Origin of the sequence: Actinocorallia libanotica (assembly GCF_039525175.1) — a bacterium.
Taxonomy (GTDB): domain Bacteria; phylum Actinomycetota; class Actinomycetes; order Streptosporangiales; family Streptosporangiaceae; genus Actinocorallia; species Actinocorallia libanotica.
This window is the reverse complement of the sequence record NZ_BAAAHH010000018.1, coordinates 15,793-36,836: the sequence shown is the minus strand read 5'-3', so window position 1 is coordinate 36,836 and position 21,044 is coordinate 15,793. Positions and strand designations below refer to the sequence as shown.

Here is a 21,044-nt window from a genome sequence, read left to right as displayed (position 1 = left end):
ACCACCATGACCACGACGACCACCACCACGGCGACCACCCGGCCGGCGCAGACGAAGAAGGCGGGACCGTGGCTGGCGCTGCTGGCCGCCGGAGGATTCGAGGTCGGCTACGCCCTCAGCGTCAACGGCAGCCAGGGGTTCACCGACCTCGCCTGGTCGGCCGTCGCCATCGTCTTCTTCCTGTTCACCCTGTTCTTCCTCAGCGTCGCGCTGAAGCGGATCGACGTCAGCATCGGCTACGCCGTCTGGGCCGGGATCGGAGCCGTCGGCGCCGCCCTGCTCGGCCCGGTCTTCTTCGACGAGACCCTGACCCCCGCCAAGGGCTTCTGGCTGGCGGTGATCATCGGCGGGGTCGTCTGGCTCAAGCTCGCCGACAGCCCCAAGGTCTCCCGCGCCCGGCGGGCGAACTGACCCGAGCGGTCCCCGATCCGGTCCACCGGCCTCGTCCTTCGTCTCAGAAGGGCGAGGCCGGCTCGTTCTGAAGGCATCCCGGCACCGGCCCCCATCTGAGGCGTTCCGGCTGAACGGCAGGGTGGAGATCTTTCACGCGGTGCCGCATCCCGTCCTCGGAAATTCGCTGGCGTGCTTCTTTCCCCCTGTTTAGGGTGCACGCATGCGGATCCGCTTTGTTCGGCTGGACGTCGACCTGTGCGAGATCGTCGTGACCGGCCGCAAAGGTCACGATGTGCGCCTGCCGGCGGCTCCCGTCCGCGGCGGTCTGCCCCACGACCTCGTACACGCCGCCGTCGAGGAGTCGCTGCGCATCACCGACGGCTTCTGGGGCGCCGTCGCCGCGGGCGCCACCTTCGACGGCTTCGAGCCTCTCGAACCACGCCGCCATCGCGGTTCGGGCGCCAAGGTGCTGCGTCGCCGCGGCGATCGCGTCATGGCGGGCGAACTCAAGGTCAACTACGCCTACCGCCTCTGGCGGGGCCTCCCCCGCACCGGCACCGGCCCGAGCCCCCTTTCCCCCGAGGAGATCCTCACCGCGAGCGCCGCCATCGACGCCGCCGAGACCCGCTGGCGGAACACCCCGACAGGTTCCGCCCTGGAATGGACCTGGCATCTGTGACGCCGGACCCCACCGTCCGCATCCTCGCCCGGATCGAAGCGAGGCCCGGCCTCGCCTGAAGGCCGGAGCACGCGGCCCACGGAATCGAAAGCCCTCCGAAACACCGTCATCTCGGGCGTCCCTTCAAAGACCCTCGCCGCCTGCGACGGCGGCTTCGGCGCTCCTCGGTTCCTCAACGGTTCTGCGGCGTGCCCGGTAGGCGAACACCGCGGCCCCCAGCAACGGACCCCACACCGGGCACGGGAACATCAGGACGAACAGGACGCCGTCCACCCACGAGCCCATCTGGGCGGCCCCGGCCAGCACACCGGGAGCCGAGACGCACAGCGCCACCGCGCCGAACGCGCCCGGCCCGACGGCCAGCATCACCGGGACGGGCCGCCCGCCCAGCCAGGGCACCCATCGCGGCGCGACCTCGCCCCAGCGGCTGATCAGGCCGAGCGTCAGCACGACGGCCAGGACCGCGCTCAGGCCGATCAGGAATCCCTGGATCCGGGTGGCCGCGTCGCCGCCGTCCGCGGCGAACAGCGTGATGTGGCCGGTCCGCGGGTCGAAGCCGCCGAGCGGCCACGGCGTCACCCACGTCAGCCGCGTCAGCGCGTACGGCACGGGGCAGAGGGCGGCCGCGATCGTGACGGCCCTCCCCCACCGCGGGACCGTCACCCTGCGTTCACGCGCGAACGATCCGTACGCCAGCCACGCCCACCCGATCGCGGCGATCGCCATCGCCCACGACCAGGCGATCCGCCCGCCGTACACGCCGAACCCGGAGGCCACGTTGACCAGGTAGCGGGAGACCGCGTCGGTCATGGTCAGCGACGCGATCAATCCGGCCGGGAGCAGCACCGCCAGCACGTACGCGACGGGCCGCCGCCGTACGCACCCCACGGCGACCGATCCGATGACCCCCAGCAGGACGGCGGGGATCAGCACATACCCGATGGACGACAACACGGACGCGTCGGACATCACCAGCAGGAAGAAGGCGCTCTCGGCCAAGGCGATCACGCCGGCGACACGGGACCGGACGCCGAGCGCAGCCAGCACCCCCAGCACGCCGGAGGCCACCATCAACCCCACGCCCGGCCCGCGCTCGATCCAGTGGTTGACGCCCGCCGTGACCTCGGCGGCCGCACCGTACGGGTAGCTGTCGGGGACGAACCACCACAGGGCGGCCACCGCCAGCGTCGCCACGGAGATCGCCGATGCCGTCAGACGGCGCATGCCCACTTCCCCCCGGTCCCGGATCCACCGGCCGGATCTCGGGGGATCCGTCCGGTCCCCGGTACGGCGCCGGTGGTGCACGGTCGTGGTGGCGGTTGCTCTGTTCATGGTCATCAGGCTCACAGCCCGGAGGCGGGCGGACCTCCCCCAGGTGGGGGAGGAGGCGGCCCGGCGTTCCGGGCTAGCATCGCCGACGTGAGCCGACATGTCGGACGTGCCGTACGGGCGGTCCTCTACCAGGTGCTGGGCGCGGCACTGCTGACCCCGGTCGCCGTGGTGCTCGGCCTGGCCGTCCTGAGCGAGCCGACGCCGACGCGCGTCCTGGTGCTGTGGGCCGCGTGCCTGCCCGCCTCGGTGCTGCTCGCCCTGGCGCCGCTGGTGCGGCGCATCGAGACCGCCGCGCTGGCCGAACTGCTCGACGTCCAGGTCTCCGACCGGGCCGACCGGGTCTACCTGGTGGCGCTGACGAGCCTGCATCTGTACGGCGGCGCGACGCTGGGCGCGGGCGTGCTCCTGCTGTCACCGGGGCTGGTCCGGTTGGGCGACCCGGCGCTGTGGCGCGACAGCCCCGCCGTCCAGGCCGAACCGCTGGCCGCCGCGCTCGTGCTGGCGGCCGCCATGGTCGCGGCCGGATTCGGGCAGCGGTGGGCGGCGCACCGCCTGCTCCGCGCCGAACCGTCCCGCATGCTGGAGGAGCTCGGCCGCCGCCAGGCCCTCGCGCTGGAACTGCACGACGCGGTCGGGCACGCGCTCAGCGTCGTCCTGGTGCAGGGCATGGCCGCGCAGGCCGCGCTCCAGCACCCCACCCTCCGTCCCGAGCACGCCACGCGCTCGCTGGACCACCTGCTCGACACCGCCCGCGCCGCCCAGGAGGACCTCGACGTGCTGCTCGGTGTCCTCGACGACGGCGAGGCGGCACGCACGCCCACGCTCGACTCGCTCCACACCCTCACCCGCGGGCTCGACGTCCGCGTGAACGCCGGCCCCCTCGACCGCGTCCCCCAGGCCACCTCCCGCACCGCCTACGCCATCGCCCGCGAGGCGCTCACCAACGCCCTGCGCCACGGGTCCGGCCCCGTCACGCTCGACGTCGACACGAATGCCTCCGGCGAGCTGGTGCTGACCGTCGAGAACGCCACCGCCGACTCCCCCGCCCCGTCGGCCGGGCACCGGCGCGGCCTGACGGGCATGCGCATGCGAGCCCTCCTCGCAGGCGGAACGTGCACCGCCCGGCAGGCCGAGACGACCTGGTGCGTCGAAGCGAGGCTGCCGCTGTGATCCGCGTCGTCCTGGCCGACGACGAGCCGCTGATCCGCGAGGGATGGGTCGCCGTGCTCTCCCTCCACGACGACCTCACGGTCGTCGGCCAGGCCGCCGACGGCAGGGAGGCCGTCGAGGCCGGCGCGGGCGCCGACGTCGTGCTGATGGACGTCCGCATGCCCCGCATGGACGGCCTCGCCGCGACCGTCGAGCTGACCCGCCGCTTCCCGTCCACCCGCGTCATCGTCGTCACCACCTTCGAGAACGACCAGCTGGTGTGGGCCGCCCTGCGCGCCGGAGCCGCCGGGTACGTGCTCAAACGCGCCCCGGCCGGCGAGCTGGTGGAAGCCGTCCGGCTGGTGCACTCCCGCCGCGCGGTGCTCTTCCCCGACGCGCTGCGCCGCATCGCCTCCCCGCACCACGGCAGTGCCCGGCCGCGCCGCCCGGTCGCGCTCACGCCCCGCGAACTCGAGGTGCTGCGGCACATCACGCTCGGACGGGCCAACCCGGAGATCGCCGCGGCCCTGCACGTGTCCCGAGAGACGATCAAGACCCACGTGACCAACGTCCTGGACAAACTCGGCGCCCGCGACCGCACCCACGCCGCCGTCCTGGCCTACGAACTCGGCCTGATCCTCCACGGCATCGAACCCGACCGGACCCATCCCCTCCGGACCGACCGCTGATCTCCGGGACGCGCCCGTGGATCGCGGCCGCATCCATGCCCGAACCCGGCGCGCAGCGCCCGCGGCCACTGCCGTGCGCCGGCTTTCCCGTACTCCCGGGCGCCAGGCGAGCCGCACTTCGGCGGTCCCGACGTGGAGGCACCCGAAGGCGGTCTTCGGCGCGATGGATCACGGTCCGTGCGGGAACCGCGCAACGGCGTCATCGAGCAGGGCATCGAGTTGCCCGGCCGGGACGACGCCGCAGTTGACGAGGCCGGCGAGGCCCTGGAGCGTGGCGAGGAAGACCAGTCCGATCCGCTCGGGGTCGTGGTGCCCGAGCATTCCCTCGGCCTGGCCGTGACGGAACATCTGCAGCATCGGCGTGAACGCCGCCGCGGCGCTCTCGCCCACGGCACGCCCGCCCGCACCGCGTTTGTGGGCGAACATCAGCTCGACCAGGTTCGCCTCGGAGATCGTGAACTCGAGGTAGGCGTGGGCGACCGAGCGGATCTGCTTCTGGTAGTCGGGCGACGCCTCGACGGCTTCTCGCAACCGGGCGCCGAGCCGGGCGAAGCCCTCGACGGCCACGGCGTCGAGAAGGTCCTGACGGCCCGGGAAGTACCGGCGCGGCGCGGCGTGAGTGACACCGATGGTGGCGGCCAGCTCGCGCAATGACAGCTCGGAGGCGCCCCTTTCGCGAACCACCGTCGCGGCTTCGTCCAGCACGGCCTGACGCAGGTTGCCGTGATGGTAGGGGCGATCAGGCGACATGCGCGCAGTCTACCAACGCCGGCATCAATGTATCCGTTGACTAGATTGTTTCCACTGGATACATTGGCGCCATGCTCACACTCGCCTCGCCTTCGCAGATACCGGATCAGACCGGCCGCACCATCGTCATCACCGGCGCCAACAGCGGCATCGGCCGCGCCGCGGCAGCCGCGCTGGCCGCCAAGGGGGCGCGGGTCGTCCTAGCCGCCAGGGATCAGGAGAAAGGTCGCACAGCGGCAGCAGCGATGAGCGGCGAGGTCGAGGTCCGGCCGCTGGACCTCGCTTCGCTGGCTTCGATCCGGGACTTCGCCGTCGGCATGAACGGCGCGGTGGACGTACTCATCAACAACGCCGGCACGATGACCGACTCGCTGCAGCACACCGCAGACGGCTTCGAAGTCCAGTTCGGGGTCAACCACCTCGGGCACTTCGCGCTGACGAACCTGCTGCTGGACCGTGTCACGAGCCGGGTCGTGACCGTCTCCTCGACCGCGCATCGCTCCGCGCGAATCGACTTCGACGACCTGCAGTGGGAACAGCGGGCGTACAAGGCGTTCGGCGCCTATGGGCAGTCCAAGCTGGCGAACCTGCTGTTCACCGCCGAGCTGCAGCGCCGCCTGACCGCTGCCGGCTCGCCGGTGATCGCCACCTCCGCCCATCCCGGCTGGGCGTCCACCGGCTTCCGGATCACGAGCGGCAATCGGATCATCGACGCCCTGGCAGCGATCAGCACGCCCCTGCTCGCCCACGGTCCCGACGGCGGCGCGCTTCCCACCCTGCTGGCGGCGGTCGGCGACGTCCCCGGCGGCGGCTTCGCCGGCCCGAGCCGCTTCGGCGGAGTCCGCGGGCCTGCCGCGGTGGGCCAGCCGTCCGCCGAAGCGATGAACCCCGACACGGCCACGCGGCTCTGGGAGATCTCCGAGCGACTCACCGAAACCCGCTTCCCGCTCGCTGCCGGGTCGGTGACCCCTGATCCGGCAACCGGCGTCTCGGGGCTGTGACGACGATGCGGCGCATCCAATACCACCGGTACGGGGGACCCGAGGTGTTGCGGCTGGAAGACTTCGAGTCGCGTCGGCCGGAGACGGGCGAGGTGCTCGTCCGTGTTCACGCCGCGTCGGCCAACCCGATGGACTGGAAGATCCGCGACGGAATGCTGCAGGCGGTGACCGGCCGGACGTTTCCTCGCGGATTCGGCACGGACTTCGCGGGCGTGGTCGAAGCGGTAGGAGCGGAGGTCACCCGGCTGCGAGTCGGGGACGAGGTGCTGGGCGGCACGAGCCCCCAAGGGGCCGGGTCCTTCGCCGAGGCGGTCGTCACCGAGGAGAAAGGGGTGGTGAAGAAGCCCTCGACCCTCTCGTTCGAGGAGGCCGCCGCGATCCCCACGGTCGGCATCACCGCCTTCCAGGCGATAGTCGGCAAAAGCAACGTGAAACCGGGCCAGACCGTCTTCATCCACGGCTGCCTCGGCGGTGTCGGGCGTGCTGCGACCCAATTCGCACTGTCACGGGGAGCGTCGGTCGGCGGTAGTTGCCGTCCCACCGACATCGAGGAAGCCCGCGCATGGGGAATCGACCCGATCGTGGATTTCTCTTTCGACCCCGAGCGCCTGGCGGGACGATTCGACCTCGTCCTCGACACTGCGGGCACGATCTCGGCGGAAGCGGCGGGAACTCTCGTGAAACGCAAGGGCCACATCATCGATATCAACCCCGACCCGGCGAAGTTCGCTCGGAGCGCGATGCCGGGCCCGTACCAGGTGATGATCGCCCAGGCCGTCACCGCCGACCTCGAGGCGGTCGCAGAGGCAGCCGGACAGAGGACCCTCCAGGTGCCGGTAGCCCGCACGGTTCCCTTGTCGGAAGCGATCCCGGCGCTCACAGAGCTCGAAATCGATCACTCCCCCAGAGGCGGCAAGCTCATCGCCGTCTCCCACTGAGCAAGCCGGTTGCGAGCTGAGGTTCCCCCGTAGCACGGCCACCTACGGTGAGATGAGTCAGCCGACGTCACATAAGGTTCAGTGTGCGGGGGCAGGAGAACGCGGCCGCCGGGCGTCCACAACATCCAATCACCCGTGCCGTCGCGATCCTCGGGGAACCTGGGGAACAGGCGTAGCCGCAGCGCGCCGAACTGCAGCGTCGCCTCCAGGCCGGGGGCGGCGATCGTGACGTGGTCGAGGCTTTGGCCGTGCAAAGTTTGGAGGGCGCGCTGCAGGAAGACACGCGAGTATCCGGACGCGGCGACGACGTGCGTGTCAGTCTTCAGCCGCCACGCGGCCATCGCCACCCACAGATGCCATTCGCCGTGCTCGACGGTCTCACCACCACGCTTTGGACTGCTGACCGGTGCACCGAAATCCATCGTGAAGAAGCTGCCGACGCCGAGCCCAACCTTCCACGCGGGCCGACCGTACAGCGGCCTGACGATCTCTTCGATGGCCCTCACATCGGCTTCCGTCACCCGGGGAGCACCGTCACGCCATCGCAGGTAGAGGAACTTCAACGTTTCCTGCGACCGATACAGCTCCCGCGAGTCAACGCACTTGTCCACCTGCTCGATCAGGGCATCGACCCGGCCGATGTCGCCGGGCTCAGGCCACCGTGATTTCAGGACTTCGAGCCAGGCCCGCACCGCCGCATGGCACAGCTCCCAGCCCGGCTCCGGATCATCGGTCATGCGCTGGGCGAAGTGCCGCACCGACGCAGCGGCGAATTCCAGATAGTCGGCATCATCCACCAACACATGATCAGGCCCGACAGCGATCGTGGTCCACCGTATTGTCAGCGGCACGCGACCGATCGACTCCGGCCCGCTCACTGCAGATGTGCGGGCCGGAGCGCTGAATGTGGATGATGTCGCCCGCCGTTCGGCAGGCACGGATGTTGAGAGAGATAGGGTTCGGCGAATTTCCGAAGGCGGTCGTTCGTCGTGCCCAACCCCTGCCCGCCGGAGTTCCGGCGGCGTGCTTGGGATCTGGTGGAGCTAGAAGGCTGGTGCGGAGGTGGCCTCGTTGCCGGGCATCGCGGAGTCTTGTCTGCACCGCTGGAGCGGCTGGATTTGCTCGACCGGCGCTTCAATCCCCGGTCGAGCAGGTGGTACTCCCGAAAGTCCGGATCGCTGGGCAGCGCGGTGGGCGTCGACATTCACATCGGGCGTAGTCCCGAAGCACCTGCCATCAGCGGCATTGCGTCCACGATAGGGATCAGACGTCGGCCTCGAGGGCGAAGGTGTTACCGTCCGAGTCCTGGAACCACGCGATACGTCCGCCGCCGGCACGAGCAGTGATCCCCTTGGCATCGTGTTCGAACTGGTCGTAGCGAGTGAACTCGACGCTGGACGAGGCGAGCTCGTCAACGATCCGGTCGATGTCGTCGACGTACCACGTCGCCAACGATCTCCTTCAGCGACGAGGAGGCCTTCCGCGAGTGGTGCCGGACGACACCTCCGCCCATCCGGCTGGGCGTCTTCAACATGCACGGCATGCATCCGCTGATGAAAGCCGAACTGAAATGGTGCCTGTTCCGGCACGCCCGGCGCAGCAACCGAAGCCACTGGCATCTGCAGGTGATACAGGGAGTCCTGATCGAATGCTGGCCCTTCACCGCTCTGGAGGACATCGATCTGGCGGCCATCGACCGCCGGGACCACCTCCTGACCATCAAGGGCATGCTCCGGGAACTGAAGATCGTCTACTCCATGCCTGAGGATGCCCGCGAGGCCGGCTACCTGCAATTCGAGCACTTCGGGGTCATCCCCGACCGCACCGCCAGCGAACTCGACCTGACGATGCTGCAGCAGCGCTGGCTGCGCGACCTGCTCTGGGACTACTTCGCCTTCATGCTGCGGTCATCGCAGAAGCACTCTTCAGCGTTCTTCCACACCCTGCGACGCGCCTGCCAGGAACTCGGGGCCTTCCTCGAACTCGCCGAACCCGACCGCGGACACGACCTGACCACACTGACCCGCAGGGACGTCGAACGCTTCGTCGCCGACATCAGCCTCCGCGCCCAAGAGGGCCTGGCCTCGTTGGGCACCGCCAACGGACTGAGGCCCTCCACGATGACCGCGGTCACCCGGAAGAAGATCCTGGACGACCTGCACAAGCTCTTCCGCTGGGTCCTCGACCAGGACGAACACGAGCACCGCAGGATGAACAGAGACTTCGCCAGGGCCTTCCCCACCGGCGGCCAGACCCTGCACCGCACCCGCAGCCCGTTCACCGATGCCAGCGCCGAGGCACTGGCCGCCCCCGACAACCTCGCCAGACTCGCCGAGACCGACCCCGCCGACCGGGGCATGCTGGACATCTGGCGGCTGACCGCGGCCACCGGACGACGCCCCGGGGAGGTCCGCGAGCTCAGGCTCGACTGCCTCGGAATCGTGAACCGAGTACCGCTGCTCTGGCACGACCAGACCAAGGTCGGAAACTACGACGAGGCCATCCGCATCCCGAAATACGCCCACCAGATCGTCCTCACCCGGCGGCGCAAGACCATCGCCCTGTTCGAACACCGATTCGGCCGCCTGCCGACCCCGCAAGAACGGGCCGGCTGGCGCTCTTCCCCTCCAACACCCGCAATCCACGGGGCGAGCGCGTAGTCTCCTCCAACTTCTTCAACCAGAACTTCCGGGACTGGATCACCGAACTCGACCTCGACCAAGACGTCGTCCCGCACCAAGCCCGACACACCCTCGCGACCAGACTGCTCGCCGCAGGCGCTGCCATGCACCACATCAAGCGCTACCTCGGACACGTCTCCGAACGGATGACCGAGCACTACGCGAAGGTCGCCCTCTCCGAAATCGACGACGTCCTGCAACACGTCTGGGTCACCGGCCCCGGCTCAGCCCAGCCCGGTGAACTCCTCACCAGCGGCATCGCCCCACTCCCAGCCGAAGAAGCCCGGGCCCTCGTCATCGACCTCAACCGGCGAAGCACCCCGACCGAAGGCGGGCTCTGCACCTTCCAACCCGTCGTCAACGGCAACGCCTGCCCATGGAACCTCGACTGCGAGAACTGCGACAAGTTCGTCATGACCGGCGCTGACCTGCTCTACTGGCGACGCAAACGCGACCACTGGCACTCCCTCGCCGAACGAGCCCCCACCGACGAGATGGCCGACTGGCTCCACCAGCAGTTCGAACCCACCCGCCGCGCCATCGACGGCCTCGAACGAGCCCTCGTCACCTACCCCGCCGTTGCCCGCCGCGCCGCCGTCTCCCGATCCTTCCTCTATCAAAATCCCGACGCCCAGACCCTCATGCAGGCGGCCCTCGAGGCCACCGGCACCCAACGCCGCGAAGACCAAGCCGCCCATCACGCTCAGATCGAAGCGTCCTGGCGCGAACGCGCCCTCAACGCCGAAGAGGCACTCAAGACCGCCCACCACGAGATCGGCACCCAACGCGAACGCATCGGCCTGCTCCTCGGCCAGATCCGCGACCTCGAAACCGACTACGCCCAAGACGCCGCCCAACGCATCGCCACCCAGAACAGCGACCTCAAACGAAAGATCAGCGACCTCGCCCAGACCAACCGGAACATCGAAGAGAAGCTCGCCGCCTCCCGCTCCAACAACCGCTTCCTTGACAAACGCATCGCCGACTCGCCGACCTCGAAGCCGAGAACCTTGCGCTGAAGGCTCTGCCCCTGACGGACACAAACGGGAGTCAAAGGTCAGGGATCTCCACACAACCCGGCCAATAGATCGACGTGCTCAACAGTGCCTCGGTGATCCGAACCCCGGTGAGCCGCTCGGCCAGAGCAAAAGTTGCAGCCGTATGACCCTCATGGCCAGGCTGATCGCTGAGGTTGAATCCCGCTCCGCGCATCTCTTCGGCCAGCGCATCGGGATCGCTTCCCACGCGGTCGGTGGGGAACAGCGGTTCAAAATGAGTTCGCAGCTCTCCGTCTTCATACCAGCGGAAGAGGTCCACGGCGTTGACGTTGCGGCCATGGGTGATCACCCTGCAGCCGGCCGACAGCGGCACCATCAGCTCGTCGAAGACACCGATGCAGCTATCGGTCGCCAAGCCCATCGCCCAGGCCCCGCCCATGCCCTCAACAGCAGCGACGCCGACCAGTAGCTCATCGTGGTACCTGCCGGAATCGAAAAATGCCTCTTCCCAGTCCCGGAGGCCTTGAATACCGTCAGCCCGGTCCTGCAGCTCGGACCCGATCCGAGCCAGGAACTCCTGCGGCGAGATCCCATCAGCCAAGGTCAGGTAGTAGCCCTCGGCAAGACCGAGTGAGCTATGCCGGATCCACGCATAGTCGTCACGCGTTGCAACACTCACCCACCGCACACTTCCAGAGAGCACCGACATTCCAGGCCACGTCACACATGCGTCCTCGACGTCATAGCCCAGCCCACGAACCTCTTCGATCAATAGCGTTCGGTAAAACCGACAACGTCAACCAGGCCAAGGGCTCCGCTGTTTGGAAGCCATGGTGGAGCCGTTGCCGCTGCTGGGACGTCATACCGTCAATGCGTTGATCACGGCGTCGCCGAGGTGCTGTTCGGCTTCGGCGGGTGGTCTGCCGCAGTCGACGGTGAGTTGCTCCCAGACCGGTACGGAGGTCATCGCCCAGGCGATCTCGGATGCCGCGGAGACGTCCAGGCCGGGTCGCAGACGGCCTGCGGAGGCGACGGCGGACACCGCGGCCAGGAAGCCGGCGCGCAGGTCGGCCATGCGGTCGTTCCATGCGGCCGAGGCGTCCGGGTCCTCGTGCCGTGATGACGACAGGGCCATGGCCACGGGCCGGATTCCGGCCGCGTACCGGAGCCAGGTGAGGGTGAAGGCGCGCAGGGCCTCGACCGGATCCGCCGCGCGCAGGGCCTCCTGGCAGCGTGCCTGGATGCCGTCCTCCTCGTCCATGTACCGGACGACCGCCATGAACAGGCTCGCTCGGGAGCTGAAGTGGAGGTAGACGGCCTGGCGTGAGACGCCCGCCGCCCTGGCCACTTCGGCCATGGTGATCGCGGCGCCCCGCTCGGCGATCAGTCGGCGTGCGCTCTGCAGGATCCCGATCCGTGAACTTGACACGTGACAAGCCTAGCCCTAGCTTGACACGTGTCAAGCTCGTATGCCCGCTAGGAGGACCCCATGGACAACGTCCCAGAGGCGCCCGGCATGATGCCGTCACCCGCTCTCGCCGTGGCGGCCGCGGCGATGAACGCGGTCGGGGCGGGCGACCGCGCGCAGTGGCTGGCCTGTTTCGCGCCCGACGCGGTGGTTCACGACCCGGTCGGCGGCTCCCCGCTGGACCCGGAGGGGAAGGGACTGCACGGCCGTCCGGCGCTGGAGCTGTTCTGGGACATGGCCGTCGCTCCCCACAAGGTGGCATTCGAGATCGGCGCCATGCATCCGGCGGGCGACGAGGTGGCCGTCGTCGCCTCGGTCACCACACGCCTGAACACCGGGATCGAGGTGCGCTACGACGGTGTTTTCACCTATCGGGTGAACCAAGCCGGCCTGATCAGCTCGCTGAAGGCCTACTGGGACCTCCAGCCGATGCTCGCAGCACTCAACGGTCCAGGTTCTGTCTGATCATTTTCGGGCCCGGAGGATGAGGCCGACCAGCAGCACACCGGCTTGATAGAGGTCGGTGTCGAAGGCGGAACGGCCCCCTCCCCTTTCCGTCGGGCTCATCACGTGGATGAAGTCCGCGACCTGGTGCCGGTTCGGGCGGTCGGGTGCGGTCGGTTCATGGGGCGTGGGTGAGCCAGTCGTGGAATCCGGAGGGTCGGTGGAGGCCGATGACGCCGTGTTCGTACAGGCCCCAGCCTTCGAGTGGCGGCTTGCCGCTTTCGTGCCAGACCGCTCGGCCGACGCTGTCGGTCAGGCCGAAGGGGACGCGTCCGATGATCTGCGGGTCGGTCATGTCGTAGGTGACGCGTTCGCTCCATCCTTCGCCTCGCCACTGGCCGTGCGCCCAGTCGGAGTCGCCGCCGTAGCCGCCGCCGACGTGGATGGCGAGGGGCAGGAGCGATGTGAGTTCGACGAGGACGTCGGTTCCGTCGGGGGTGCGGAAGCTCATGGTGCCCGTCAGGGGCGTGCGGGTGCCGGGCCGGTAGTTCGTGGTGATGAGCGGCCAGCCGAGCTGCTCGGTCCGTCCGTCCGGCCAGACGCGGTGGCAGTCGTTGAGGATGCGGTGTCCGTCGGGCTCTTCCTGGATGATGACGATCATCGCGAAGTCGTCGAAGGCGATGGGGACGTAGAGCCACCACATCCCCTCGAACGGCGGGTGCCCGGGTGCGCCCGCGGGCTCGCTCTCGCCGACCGGCCGGATGCCCCAGGAGCGGTCGCGGGTGCCGCGCCAGACGTCCGGGGTGATGTCGTACTCCTGGCCGTCGATGGTCAGGTTGCCCTCCCAGGAGCCGACCTGGGCGAAGCGCTGGGCGTCGAGCGTCGCGCGGTGGCCGCCGGTGCGCATGATGTGGCGCTGCTCGGGGATCGCGGGGAAGAGGCCGCGCCAGGTGATGTCGAGCGAGATGCCCTCGGTCTCCTCGACGACCAGCCGTGAGGTCTTGAGCGGCTCGATGACCTCGATCCGGTAGTTGCCGCAGTGCTGGTTGAGCCGGTCGCCGTCGAGCCTGTCGCCGAAGTGCAGTGCCGTCTGCTCGTCGCCGCGCCGGACGAGGAGGAAGGCGTCCTTGGTGCCGAGGTTCGGGTAGTAGCCGATCCCGGTGATCAGCATGATGTCGCCGGTGCGGTCGTGGGCGTTCCAGTAGGACCGGTCGTAGAAGTTCCGGTCGCTGCTGCCGACCCATTCGATGGGGGCGGGGATCTGGTGGATCGGGTACTCGTCGAGGGGGAAGACGCCAGGTACCTCGGGCAAGGTGAGACCTCCGTGTCGCTTTACGCGGTGGTGGGAGAGCGGTCCAGCAGTGTCACGGTGCCGCGGTCGCCGTCGACCCGGACCCGGTCTCCGGTGCGGAGCACGCGGGTGGCGCCCTGGGTGTTGACCACGCAGGGCAGGCCGTACTCGCGAGCGACGACGGCGCCGTGGGAGACCGAGCTGCCGATGTCGGTGACGAGCGCGGCGATCAGGGTGAAGTACGGGGTCCAGCCGACGTCCGTCACGGGCGCGACCAGGACCTCCCCGGGTCGCAGTTCCCGGGCCTGCGCGATCGTGGTCGCGACGCGGACGGTCCCCTCGACGACGCCGCCGCACGCGGGACGACCGGCGATCACACCGTCCTCGGTCTCCTGCGGAGGCCGCGGCCGGATCGGGACGGGCTTGCCGACGGAGACGTCCGGGAACTCGAGCCGGGCCTGGAACGCGAGCGCCTCCCGGCGCGCCCGGGCGCGGTCGACCAGGTCCACGACGTCGTCGGCGCCCACGAGTTCCGGCAGCTCCGACCGGTCGAAGAAGAACACCAGGTCGGCGTCGGGCAGCCGTCCCGTCGCGGCCAGCCGCTCCCCCAGCAGGCGGTAGCCGTGGCCGAGCCGGTGGGCGACCAGGACCATCCGGGACTTCGTCGCCTCACGTCCGCGGGCCCCGGCCCGCGCCAGGCGGGCCATCACCCGCACCGCCGGGGAGACGTTCTCCTGCGGCGCCGCGTGGGCCGGCCGGGTGGCGTCTCCGGCGAGAAGGCGGGCACGGAGCATCGCCTGCATGATCGTGCCGAGCCCTTCGGGGTCGTCCGCCCACGACGGGTCGCGCACGCACAACTCCCGGTAGCCCCGGTGGCCGTGGCGCCGCAGGAACTCGTTGAACATGCGGCTGATCGGACCACCGCCTGCGATCAGCCGGGTCACGGCCTCGGCGGGGTCCGGGTCGAGGAACGCCTCGGCTTCCGCCGTGTCCGCGGCCAGCCGGCCCACCACGTCGTCCAGGTGCTCCAGCATGACGGCGCTCTCGACGTTGGTGGCGCCGGCCATCAGCGCGGCGGCCCGGGAGCGGCCTTCGTCTTCGCTGCGGCCCGCGCGGACCGCTTCGCGCGTGACCGCCTGTTCGAGCATGTTCGCGGCGACGGCGGAGCGCGAAGAGGAACGGACGTGGGTGAGCGTGGCCTCGTTGTAGAGCGTGATCGCCGCGTCGAGCTCGGCGAGCAGGGCCGACGGCTCCGCCGCGGACGGCGCGGCGAAGCGGGCCAGATCGCGGTCCAGGCGCCGGATCGCCCGCCCCGCCGAGAGCGCGAACGCGGTCAGCCGGACGGTGTTGACCAGGCGGCGGGCGAACGGCTTCGGCGGCTTGGGCACCAGCTCGGGGACGACCCTGCCCGCGATCGACAGCGAGTACTGCTCGAGCGAGTTGCCCAGGATCCCCGCGCTCAGGGCCGTGCCCTCGGTCATGTTGAGGAACAGGTGGCCGGAGAAGTAGCCGAGCTGCAGCCAGCGGTCCTCGCGGTAGGAGTCCTGGAACCCGCCGGCGACCTGGACCATCTGCATCGCGTACTCGATCGCCTGGCCGCTGACGGACGCCGTGAGCGGGCAGAACGCGCCGGGCATCATCTCGCCGATGTTGCACCGGGTGTAGACGTGGTCCTCGCCCGCGACCGTGCTGTCCATCTCGTTCAGGTCCCCGGGCAGGGTGGTGATCGGCCGCGCCTGGAGCCAGCGGATCTCGCCGGCCCGGTCGATCGCCCATTCGAGGTCCAGGGGCGCTCCCCACAGTTCCTGCGCGGTCCGGGCGCCGGCCGCGACGGCCATGACCTCGTCGTCGGTGAGCGCCGGATCCGCCGCGACCTGGCGGTCCGTGATCCGTCCGGTGTGGTCGACCTCGTAGTGGTCCGAGCTCGCTGAGCCGTCGACCAGCGATTCTCCGAGGCCGGGGACCGCGTCGACCACGCAGAGATCGCGCCGTCCGCTCGCCGGGTCCGCGGTGAACACGACGCCGGCGGCGCGCGCGTCGACCATCTCCTGGACCACGAGATGCATCGCGCCGGAGATCCCGGCGTCCGACCGGTAGGCGGTCGCACGGTCGGAGGACACGGAGGCCGCGCAGTGCCGGATGGCGGCGAGGAGGCCGTCGTATCCGCTCACTCCCAAGACCGACTCGTACTGGCCGGCGAAGGAGCTCACGGCGCCGTCTTCGCCCGCAGCCGAGGAACGCACCGCGACCGCCTTCTGCGAGACGGACATCCGGGTGTAGCGGGCTTCGAGTTCGGCGGGAAGGTCGATGGCGTCGGCGTTCGCGATGACGAACGCGGCCGGCACCGGGAAGCCGGCGGCGGCGAGCTTCGCGAGACCGAGAGCCTTGCCGCCGTACCTCGCGTCGATGACGTCCGACAACTCGACGAGCTCGCTCGGGGGCTGCTTCACGGCAGCTACGTTACACTGTGCTCGAAAATGAACAACCCCCTTGGAAGACCTCGTAGCGCCCGCATCGACGACGCCGTCCTGGCCGCAGCCGCCGAGCTGCTGGCAGAGGTCGGCTACACCGAGATGACCATGGCCGCCATCGCCGACCGCGCCGGTACGTCCCGGCCCGCGGTCTACCGGCGCTGGCCCAGCAAGGCCCACCTCGTCCACGAGGCGACCTTCCGCGACAGCGTCACCGTCAGCGCGCCCCAGACGGGCTCATTCGCCGAAGATCTGCGCGAACTGGTGCGACGGACCGTGGAACTCCTGACCACGCCCCTGGCCCGCATCGCCGTACCCGGCCTGATAGCCGAGGCCGCGACCGATCCGGTCATCCACCGGCGCCTCCTCGACCGGTTCTCCGCCCAGGGGTGGCGCGGACTCGACGCCAACCTCGCCGCGGCGGTCGAAAGCGGAGAACTCGACGCCGAGGTCGACGCGCTCGTGATGCTGGAGATGGTTATCGGCTCCGCCCTGGCCGCCACCCTGACCAGAGGACCCGACGGCCTCACCCCGGACTGGATCGACAGGACGGTCCGCATCCTCCTCAACGGCGTGCGGCCCGCGAACCGCGAGACGCCCCGCCCCTGACGGCCGGGGAGCGGGACCAGACCGTCCGCCCGCGGTGCGGAGCCCGCACTCGAAGACCGAGTGCGGGTCCGCGCTCAGCCGGATCCCGTCGTCCTGAGTGCGGTCGCGAGAGCGGCGATCGTCTCCGGCGGGTGGGTCGATCCGGGAAAATAGGCGCAGATCCGCTCGGCGACGTCGCCGAACCGGCTCCCGATCTCGGCCGCGCACTCGGCCGGTGTTCCGACGACCGCCAGAGTCCGCATCATCCGGTCGTCGATCAGCCCGATCATCGTCATGATGTCACCGGTCTTCGACAGCGCGTTCAACTCCGGTTGCAGGTCCCCCCAGCCCTCGATGTCCAGGACCGGCCGGTACGCCGGAGTCGAACCGTAGAACGCCAGCAGGGCCTTCACCCCGAAGGACGCGGCCTCGATCTCCTCGGGGGTGTCGCCCATGGCGACGATCGCCTGCGGGTACAGGTCGATCCGCTCGCGGCCCGCCAGCTTCAGCCCCTCGGCCACGGCCGGAAGAGTGCGCTCACGGAAATGCCGGCGGCTGTGGAACGGCATCACCAGCAGCCCGTCGGCGACCTCGGCCGCGGTCCGGGTCATCACCGGGCCCAGCGCGCCGAGCAGGACCGGCGGCACACCGTGGGGGTTGGGTCCGGGGACGAACGTCGCGGGCATCAGGGTGTGCTTGGTGAACTCGCCGCGGAAGTCGAGCCGGGTGCCGTCCTGCCAGGAGTTCAGGATCGCCTTCACCGCGAGCACCGTCTCGCGCATCCGGGCGGCCGGCCTGCTCCAGGTCGAGCCGTACCGGTTCTCGATGTGCGGCCTGATCTGCGAGCCCAGCCCGAGCCGGAACCGGCCCTTGCTCAGCAGCTGCAGGTCGTAGGCCATGTTGGCCAGGTGCATCGGGCTGCGCGGGATCGCGATCGCGACGTTGGTCATCAGGTCGGTCGGCGGGACGTCCGACGAGCCGGCCGCGACGATCAGCGGCAGGAACACATCATGCGGGCCCTCGAAGGTGAACAGGCCGTCCACTCCGGCGGCGATCAGCGTGCGCGCACGCTGCGCCGCCTCGTCCGGCCGGCCGTCCAGCTGCACGTCGAGCTTCATCGACCGCTCTCCGTTCCGCGCGACGCCGCGCGTTCGCCGGCCACGGGCCGGGGTTCCTCGAACGAACCCTGCATCTTCTCGATCCAGACCGCGGAGACCGGCTCGGAGGGCAGCCCGAGCCCCGCGAGTTCGGCGGCGACCGGATGGTCGCCCAGGAGCAGGCTGACGCCCTCGCCTCCGACCTGGAGCCGGGCGCCGGTCCCGCCCTGGGTGAAGACCGTGGCGTGGGGGCGGCCGTGGAGCACGGTGTAGGAGGTCATCTCCATGACGGGGATCTCGTCGGTCCCGCCGCGGGGGACGGTGATGTCCAGGACGAGCGCGCCGTCCATCGTGAGGGTCCAGCGGGAGGTGGTCGGCGTCTGGGTGAGTTCGATGTGCTCGACCGTCTTGGGATATCCCCAGATCTGGTTGCCGGCCACGCAGGTGAACTCCTGGTCGACGGGCAGGCGGGTGATGAAGGTGCCCTCGGGGCCGCCGCCGTCCGGCCGGACGAACAGGATCGTCCCGATCTCGCGGTAGGAGCCCAGGTCGTTGTCCCGGTAGTCGATCAGTGCGAGGACGAACTGCGCACGGCCGGGCTGGGACTCGACCACCTCGAAGCCCTCGGGCGCCAGGCGCCGGGCGGCCGCCAGGTCGACGTCATAGATGATCGTCGCGGCGGAGGCGTCGCGGACCGCGACGGGCATGGTGACGGTCTGGTCGAGGACACGATGGGCGGTCATGCTGCCTCCGGATCGGGGTGGTGAGGTCGTCGGGGGCATCGACGAACTCCATCCAGAACAGGCGGCGAAGGGCGCACCACCTGTGTCATACAACATACAGAATCTGGATGATGGATAACAGGAGCGGAGACCCGCCCGACCGCCGCGGAGCACCCGGTCGAGCCGGGTCCCGCAAGAGGGACCCGAAACGAAACCTTGGTGTTGGCCTTCCGGTTCGCCGGGGACCCTGATTGATATGCGTAGATATCGCATTGATTCAGGAGGTAAGTCCGACTTGGCGGCGGCCGCGTGCCCCGGTTGATCCTGCTGGGCACCGGCGGCACCATCGCCACCACCGACGGACCGGACGGGCGCCGGGTCGGCGTGGCCACCGGCGACCTCCTCGCGGCGTCCCGGGACGTCTGGGCCGATTCCGGCGTCGACGTCGAGGTCCGCGAAGTGCGCCGGACGGTCAGCTTCGCAGCCACGGTCGCCGACGCGCTCGCCCTGTCGGCCGAAGTGGGCGCGGCCGCCGCGGACGCCGACGGCGTCGTCGTCACGCACGGCACCGACACGATGGAGGAAGTCGCGTTCCTGCTCGCCCTGGCGCACGACTCGGCCGTGCCGGTGGTCATGACCGGCGCCCAGCGCCCTTACGGCGCCCCCGGCGCGGACGGCCCGCGCAATCTGGCGGCCGCGCTGTGCTGGGCGGCCTGCGATGAGGCCCGCCACACGGGGGTGGCCGTGGCCTTCGACGAACGGATATGGCCCGCGATCGGCCTGCGCAAGACCGACAGTCTCGCGCTCGACGCGTTCTCGGCGCCCGGCCGCGGCCCGCTGGCGCATGTCGACGAAGAAGGGATCCGGCCTCAAGCCGTCCCCCGCCTGCCAGGGCCGCTGCTGACCGGAGCCCCTGCCGACCTGCCGCGGGTCGACGTCGTGGCGCAGTATCTCGGAGCCGATGCGACCGCCCTGCACGCGGTGCGCCGTGCCGGTGCCCGAGGCATCGTGATGGCCGGCTTCGGGGTCGGGAACACCACGCCGCAGGTCACCGAGGCGTGTCTGGAGGCGCTGCACGAGGGCGTTCCGATCGCGGTCACCAGCCGGACCGGCGCCGGCCCCGTGGTCGGCCTGTACGCCGGAGGAAGCAGCGACCTGAACGCCGGCGGCGCCCTTTTCGCCGGCGACCTGTCCCCCTGGCAGACCCGGATGCTGCTTGCGGCCGCCATCGCCGCCACCCCGGCCGCGGCGCCCTCGGCGGTCGCCGACAGATGCCGGTCCTGGCTCGCCGAGGCCGGGGCGCGGGCCCGTTCTCCATCATCCAGGCGGCGATGAAGGCCTCACCGGGACAGGACAGGGGGCGTCATGGCGAAGGACATTCTGGTGGCGTACGGCGTGGACGTCGACGCCGTGGGCGGCTGGCTCGGCTCGTACGGCGGGGAGGACTCCCCCTGCGACATCTCCCGCGGCCTGTTCGCGGGCGAGGTCGGCGTCCCTCGCCTGCTGGAGCTGTTCCGCCGCCACCGGCTGCCCTCCACCTGGTTCTGGCCGGGGCATTCGATCGAGACGTTCCCCGAGCAGTTCGACGCCTGCGTGGCCGCCGGGCACGAGATCGGAGCACACGGCTACAGCCACGAGAACCCGATCGCGATGAGCCGCGAACAGGAGGCGGCGGTCCTCGATCGCTCGATCGAGCTGATCGAAGGCCGCTCGGGCCGGCGGCCCACCGGCTACGTCGCCCCCTGGTGGGAGTTCTCACGCATCACCAACGAACTGCTCCTCGACCGCGGCTTCAAGTACGACCACTCGCTGATGCATCGCGACTTCGAGCCGTACTACATCCGGGTCGGCGACTCCTGGACCAAGATCGACTATGACCGGCCGGCCGAAGACTGGATGAAGCCGCTGGTCCGCGGCGAGGAGACCCCGCTGATCGAGATTCCCGCCTCCTGGTACCTCGACGACCTGCCTCCGATGATGTTCATCAAGGCCAGCCCGAACAGCCACGGATTCGTCAGTCCCCGCGACCTCGAAGACCTCTGGACCGACCAGTTCGACTGGGTCCACCGCGAGTACGACCACGCGGTGTTCACCATGACGATCCACCCGGACGTCTCCGGCCGTCCGCAGTCCCTGCTCATGCACGAGCGCATCATCGAGCACATCAACCGCCACGACGGCGTCCGCTGGACCACGTTCGACGAGATCGCCGACGACTACGCCCGGCGCAGCCCCTACCGGCCTTCACGCCCGTCGCACTGAAGCATTGGCCCGGCCGCGCCGGACGGTCCCGACGCCCTGTGTTCGCGCGCATTGACAGGCAGCCATCTGGCTGCCTAAATTAGGCAGCCGA

The 21,044-nt window shown here is 69.9% G+C and carries 22 protein-coding genes; 12 read left to right on the top strand and 10 right to left on the bottom strand.

The features are described 5' to 3' along the window. Positions 1 to 6 precede the first annotated feature (6 nt). Positions 7 to 411 (top strand): DMT family transporter, encoded by a 405-nt coding sequence (locus tag ABD140_RS21425; protein ID WP_344242690.1) that lies wholly within the window; start codon positions 7 to 9, stop codon positions 409 to 411. 202 nt (positions 412 to 613) lie between these two features. Beyond that, complete coding sequence (locus ABD140_RS21420; protein WP_344242689.1) at positions 614 to 1,072, top strand: hypothetical protein; 459 nt, start codon at positions 614 to 616, stop codon at positions 1,070 to 1,072. A gap of 123 nt (positions 1,073 to 1,195) precedes the next feature. Here ABD140_RS21420 and ABD140_RS21415 read toward each other — a convergent pair whose 3' ends face one another. Continuing rightward, complete coding sequence (locus ABD140_RS21415; RefSeq protein ID WP_344242688.1) at positions 1,196 to 2,296, bottom strand: hypothetical protein; 1,101 nt, start codon at positions 2,294 to 2,296, stop codon at positions 1,196 to 1,198. A 195-nt stretch (positions 2,297 to 2,491) separates the two neighbouring features. Here ABD140_RS21415 and ABD140_RS21410 point away from each other — a divergent pair, with 195 nt between their 5' ends. Both ABD140_RS21410 and ABD140_RS21405 read left to right on the top strand, forming a co-directional pair. Further along, positions 2,492 to 3,574: a sensor histidine kinase gene (locus ABD140_RS21410; RefSeq protein WP_344242687.1), complete on the top strand. Its 1,083-nt coding sequence runs from the start codon at positions 2,492 to 2,494 to the stop codon at positions 3,572 to 3,574. After that, entirely contained in the window at positions 3,571 to 4,242 is a 672-nt protein-coding gene (locus tag ABD140_RS21405) for a response regulator transcription factor (RefSeq protein WP_344242686.1), read from the top strand. The genes ABD140_RS21410 and ABD140_RS21405 overlap by 4 nt, the downstream gene beginning before the upstream one ends. Positions 4,243 to 4,410: 168 nt before the next feature. On the opposite strand, the gene ABD140_RS21400 is transcribed toward ABD140_RS21405, so the two are convergent. After that, positions 4,411 to 4,992, bottom strand: a complete 582-nt coding sequence (locus ABD140_RS21400) for a TetR/AcrR family transcriptional regulator (RefSeq protein WP_344242685.1) — start codon at positions 4,990 to 4,992, stop codon at positions 4,411 to 4,413. A 71-nt stretch (positions 4,993 to 5,063) separates the two neighbouring features. Between ABD140_RS21400 and ABD140_RS21395 the strand changes: the two genes are divergently transcribed. Together ABD140_RS21395 and ABD140_RS21390 are read left to right on the top strand one after the other, a co-directional pair. Further along, positions 5,064 to 5,993, top strand: coding sequence for an oxidoreductase (locus ABD140_RS21395; protein WP_344242684.1), 930 nt, complete (start codon positions 5,064 to 5,066; stop codon positions 5,991 to 5,993). Between the two features lie 44 nt (positions 5,994 to 6,037). After that, positions 6,038 to 6,931 (top strand): NADP-dependent oxidoreductase, encoded by an 894-nt coding sequence (locus ABD140_RS21390; RefSeq protein ID WP_344242683.1) that lies wholly within the window; start codon positions 6,038 to 6,040, stop codon positions 6,929 to 6,931. Here ABD140_RS21390 and ABD140_RS21385 read toward each other — a convergent pair. Beyond that, positions 6,889 to 7,728, bottom strand: coding sequence for a hypothetical protein (locus ABD140_RS21385; RefSeq protein ID WP_344242682.1), 840 nt, complete (start codon positions 7,726 to 7,728; stop codon positions 6,889 to 6,891). The two genes, ABD140_RS21390 and ABD140_RS21385, sit on opposite strands and share 43 nt — an antisense overlap. 466 nt (positions 7,729 to 8,194) lie before the next feature. After that, entirely contained in the window at positions 8,195 to 8,383 is a 189-nt protein-coding gene (locus tag ABD140_RS21380; RefSeq protein ID WP_344242681.1) for a VOC family protein, read from the bottom strand. An 89-nt stretch (positions 8,384 to 8,472) separates the two neighbouring features. Between ABD140_RS21380 and ABD140_RS21375 the strand changes: the two genes are divergently transcribed. Together ABD140_RS21375 and ABD140_RS21370 are read left to right on the top strand one after the other, a co-directional pair. After that, the gene (locus tag ABD140_RS21375; protein ID WP_344242680.1) at positions 8,473 to 9,591 is read left to right on the top strand and encodes a hypothetical protein; all 1,119 of its coding nucleotides are present in this window, start codon (positions 8,473 to 8,475) and stop codon (positions 9,589 to 9,591) included. Next, the gene (locus tag ABD140_RS21370) at positions 9,507 to 10,631 is read left to right on the top strand and encodes a tyrosine-type recombinase/integrase (protein WP_344242802.1); all 1,125 of its coding nucleotides are present in this window, start codon (positions 9,507 to 9,509) and stop codon (positions 10,629 to 10,631) included. The genes ABD140_RS21375 and ABD140_RS21370 overlap by 85 nt, the downstream gene beginning before the upstream one ends. Positions 10,632 to 10,662: 31 nt before the next feature. On the opposite strand, the gene ABD140_RS21365 is transcribed toward ABD140_RS21370, so the two are convergent. Both ABD140_RS21365 and ABD140_RS21360 read right to left on the bottom strand, forming a co-directional pair. Beyond that, positions 10,663 to 11,289, bottom strand: a complete 627-nt coding sequence (locus ABD140_RS21365; RefSeq protein ID WP_344242679.1) for a DUF6461 domain-containing protein — start codon at positions 11,287 to 11,289, stop codon at positions 10,663 to 10,665. A 180-nt stretch (positions 11,290 to 11,469) separates the two neighbouring features. Beyond that, the gene (locus ABD140_RS21360; RefSeq protein ID WP_344242678.1) at positions 11,470 to 12,039 is read right to left on the bottom strand and encodes a TetR/AcrR family transcriptional regulator; all 570 of its coding nucleotides are present in this window, start codon (positions 12,037 to 12,039) and stop codon (positions 11,470 to 11,472) included. A gap of 60 nt (positions 12,040 to 12,099) precedes the next feature. Between ABD140_RS21360 and ABD140_RS21355 the strand changes: the two genes are divergently transcribed. Further along, complete coding sequence (locus tag ABD140_RS21355) at positions 12,100 to 12,543, top strand: nuclear transport factor 2 family protein (RefSeq protein WP_344242677.1); 444 nt, start codon at positions 12,100 to 12,102, stop codon at positions 12,541 to 12,543. A 157-nt stretch (positions 12,544 to 12,700) separates the two neighbouring features. Here ABD140_RS21355 and ABD140_RS21350 read toward each other — a convergent pair whose 3' ends face one another. Both ABD140_RS21350 and ABD140_RS21345 read right to left on the bottom strand, forming a co-directional pair. Beyond that, a complete protein-coding gene (locus ABD140_RS21350; protein WP_344242676.1) occupies positions 12,701 to 13,834 on the bottom strand; it encodes an Rv3169 family protein in 1,134 nt (377 codons plus the stop codon). 20 nt (positions 13,835 to 13,854) lie between these two features. Further along, the gene (locus tag ABD140_RS21345; RefSeq protein ID WP_344242675.1) at positions 13,855 to 16,263 is read right to left on the bottom strand and encodes a PEP/pyruvate-binding domain-containing protein; all 2,409 of its coding nucleotides are present in this window, start codon (positions 16,261 to 16,263) and stop codon (positions 13,855 to 13,857) included. A 27-nt stretch (positions 16,264 to 16,290) separates the two neighbouring features. Between ABD140_RS21345 and ABD140_RS21340 the strand changes: the two genes are divergently transcribed. Further along, complete coding sequence (locus ABD140_RS21340; protein ID WP_344242674.1) at positions 16,291 to 16,893, top strand: TetR/AcrR family transcriptional regulator; 603 nt, start codon at positions 16,291 to 16,293, stop codon at positions 16,891 to 16,893. Between the two features lie 74 nt (positions 16,894 to 16,967). Here the strand turns inward: ABD140_RS21340 and ABD140_RS21335 are convergent, their stop codons facing one another. Both ABD140_RS21335 and ABD140_RS21330 read right to left on the bottom strand, forming a co-directional pair. Further along, a complete protein-coding gene (locus ABD140_RS21335) occupies positions 16,968 to 17,990 on the bottom strand; it encodes a TIGR03617 family F420-dependent LLM class oxidoreductase (protein WP_344242673.1) in 1,023 nt (340 codons plus the stop codon). Beyond that, on the bottom strand, positions 17,987 to 18,712 hold the full coding sequence (locus tag ABD140_RS21330) for an acetoacetate decarboxylase family protein (protein WP_344242672.1): 726 nt from the start codon (positions 18,710 to 18,712) through the stop codon (positions 17,987 to 17,989). Before ABD140_RS21330 ends, ABD140_RS21335 begins: the two co-directional genes overlap by 4 nt. Before the next feature lie 288 nt (positions 18,713 to 19,000). On the opposite strand from ABD140_RS21330, the gene ABD140_RS21325 reads away from it, so the two are divergent. Next, complete coding sequence (locus ABD140_RS21325; RefSeq protein ID WP_344242671.1) at positions 19,001 to 20,026, top strand: asparaginase; 1,026 nt, start codon at positions 19,001 to 19,003, stop codon at positions 20,024 to 20,026. A 30-nt stretch (positions 20,027 to 20,056) separates the two neighbouring features. Then, positions 20,057 to 20,953 carry a polysaccharide deacetylase family protein gene (locus ABD140_RS21320; RefSeq protein ID WP_344242670.1) on the top strand — a complete coding sequence of 299 codons (897 nt, stop codon included), beginning with the start codon at positions 20,057 to 20,059 and terminating at the stop codon, positions 20,951 to 20,953. Positions 20,954 to 21,044 lie beyond the last annotated feature (91 nt).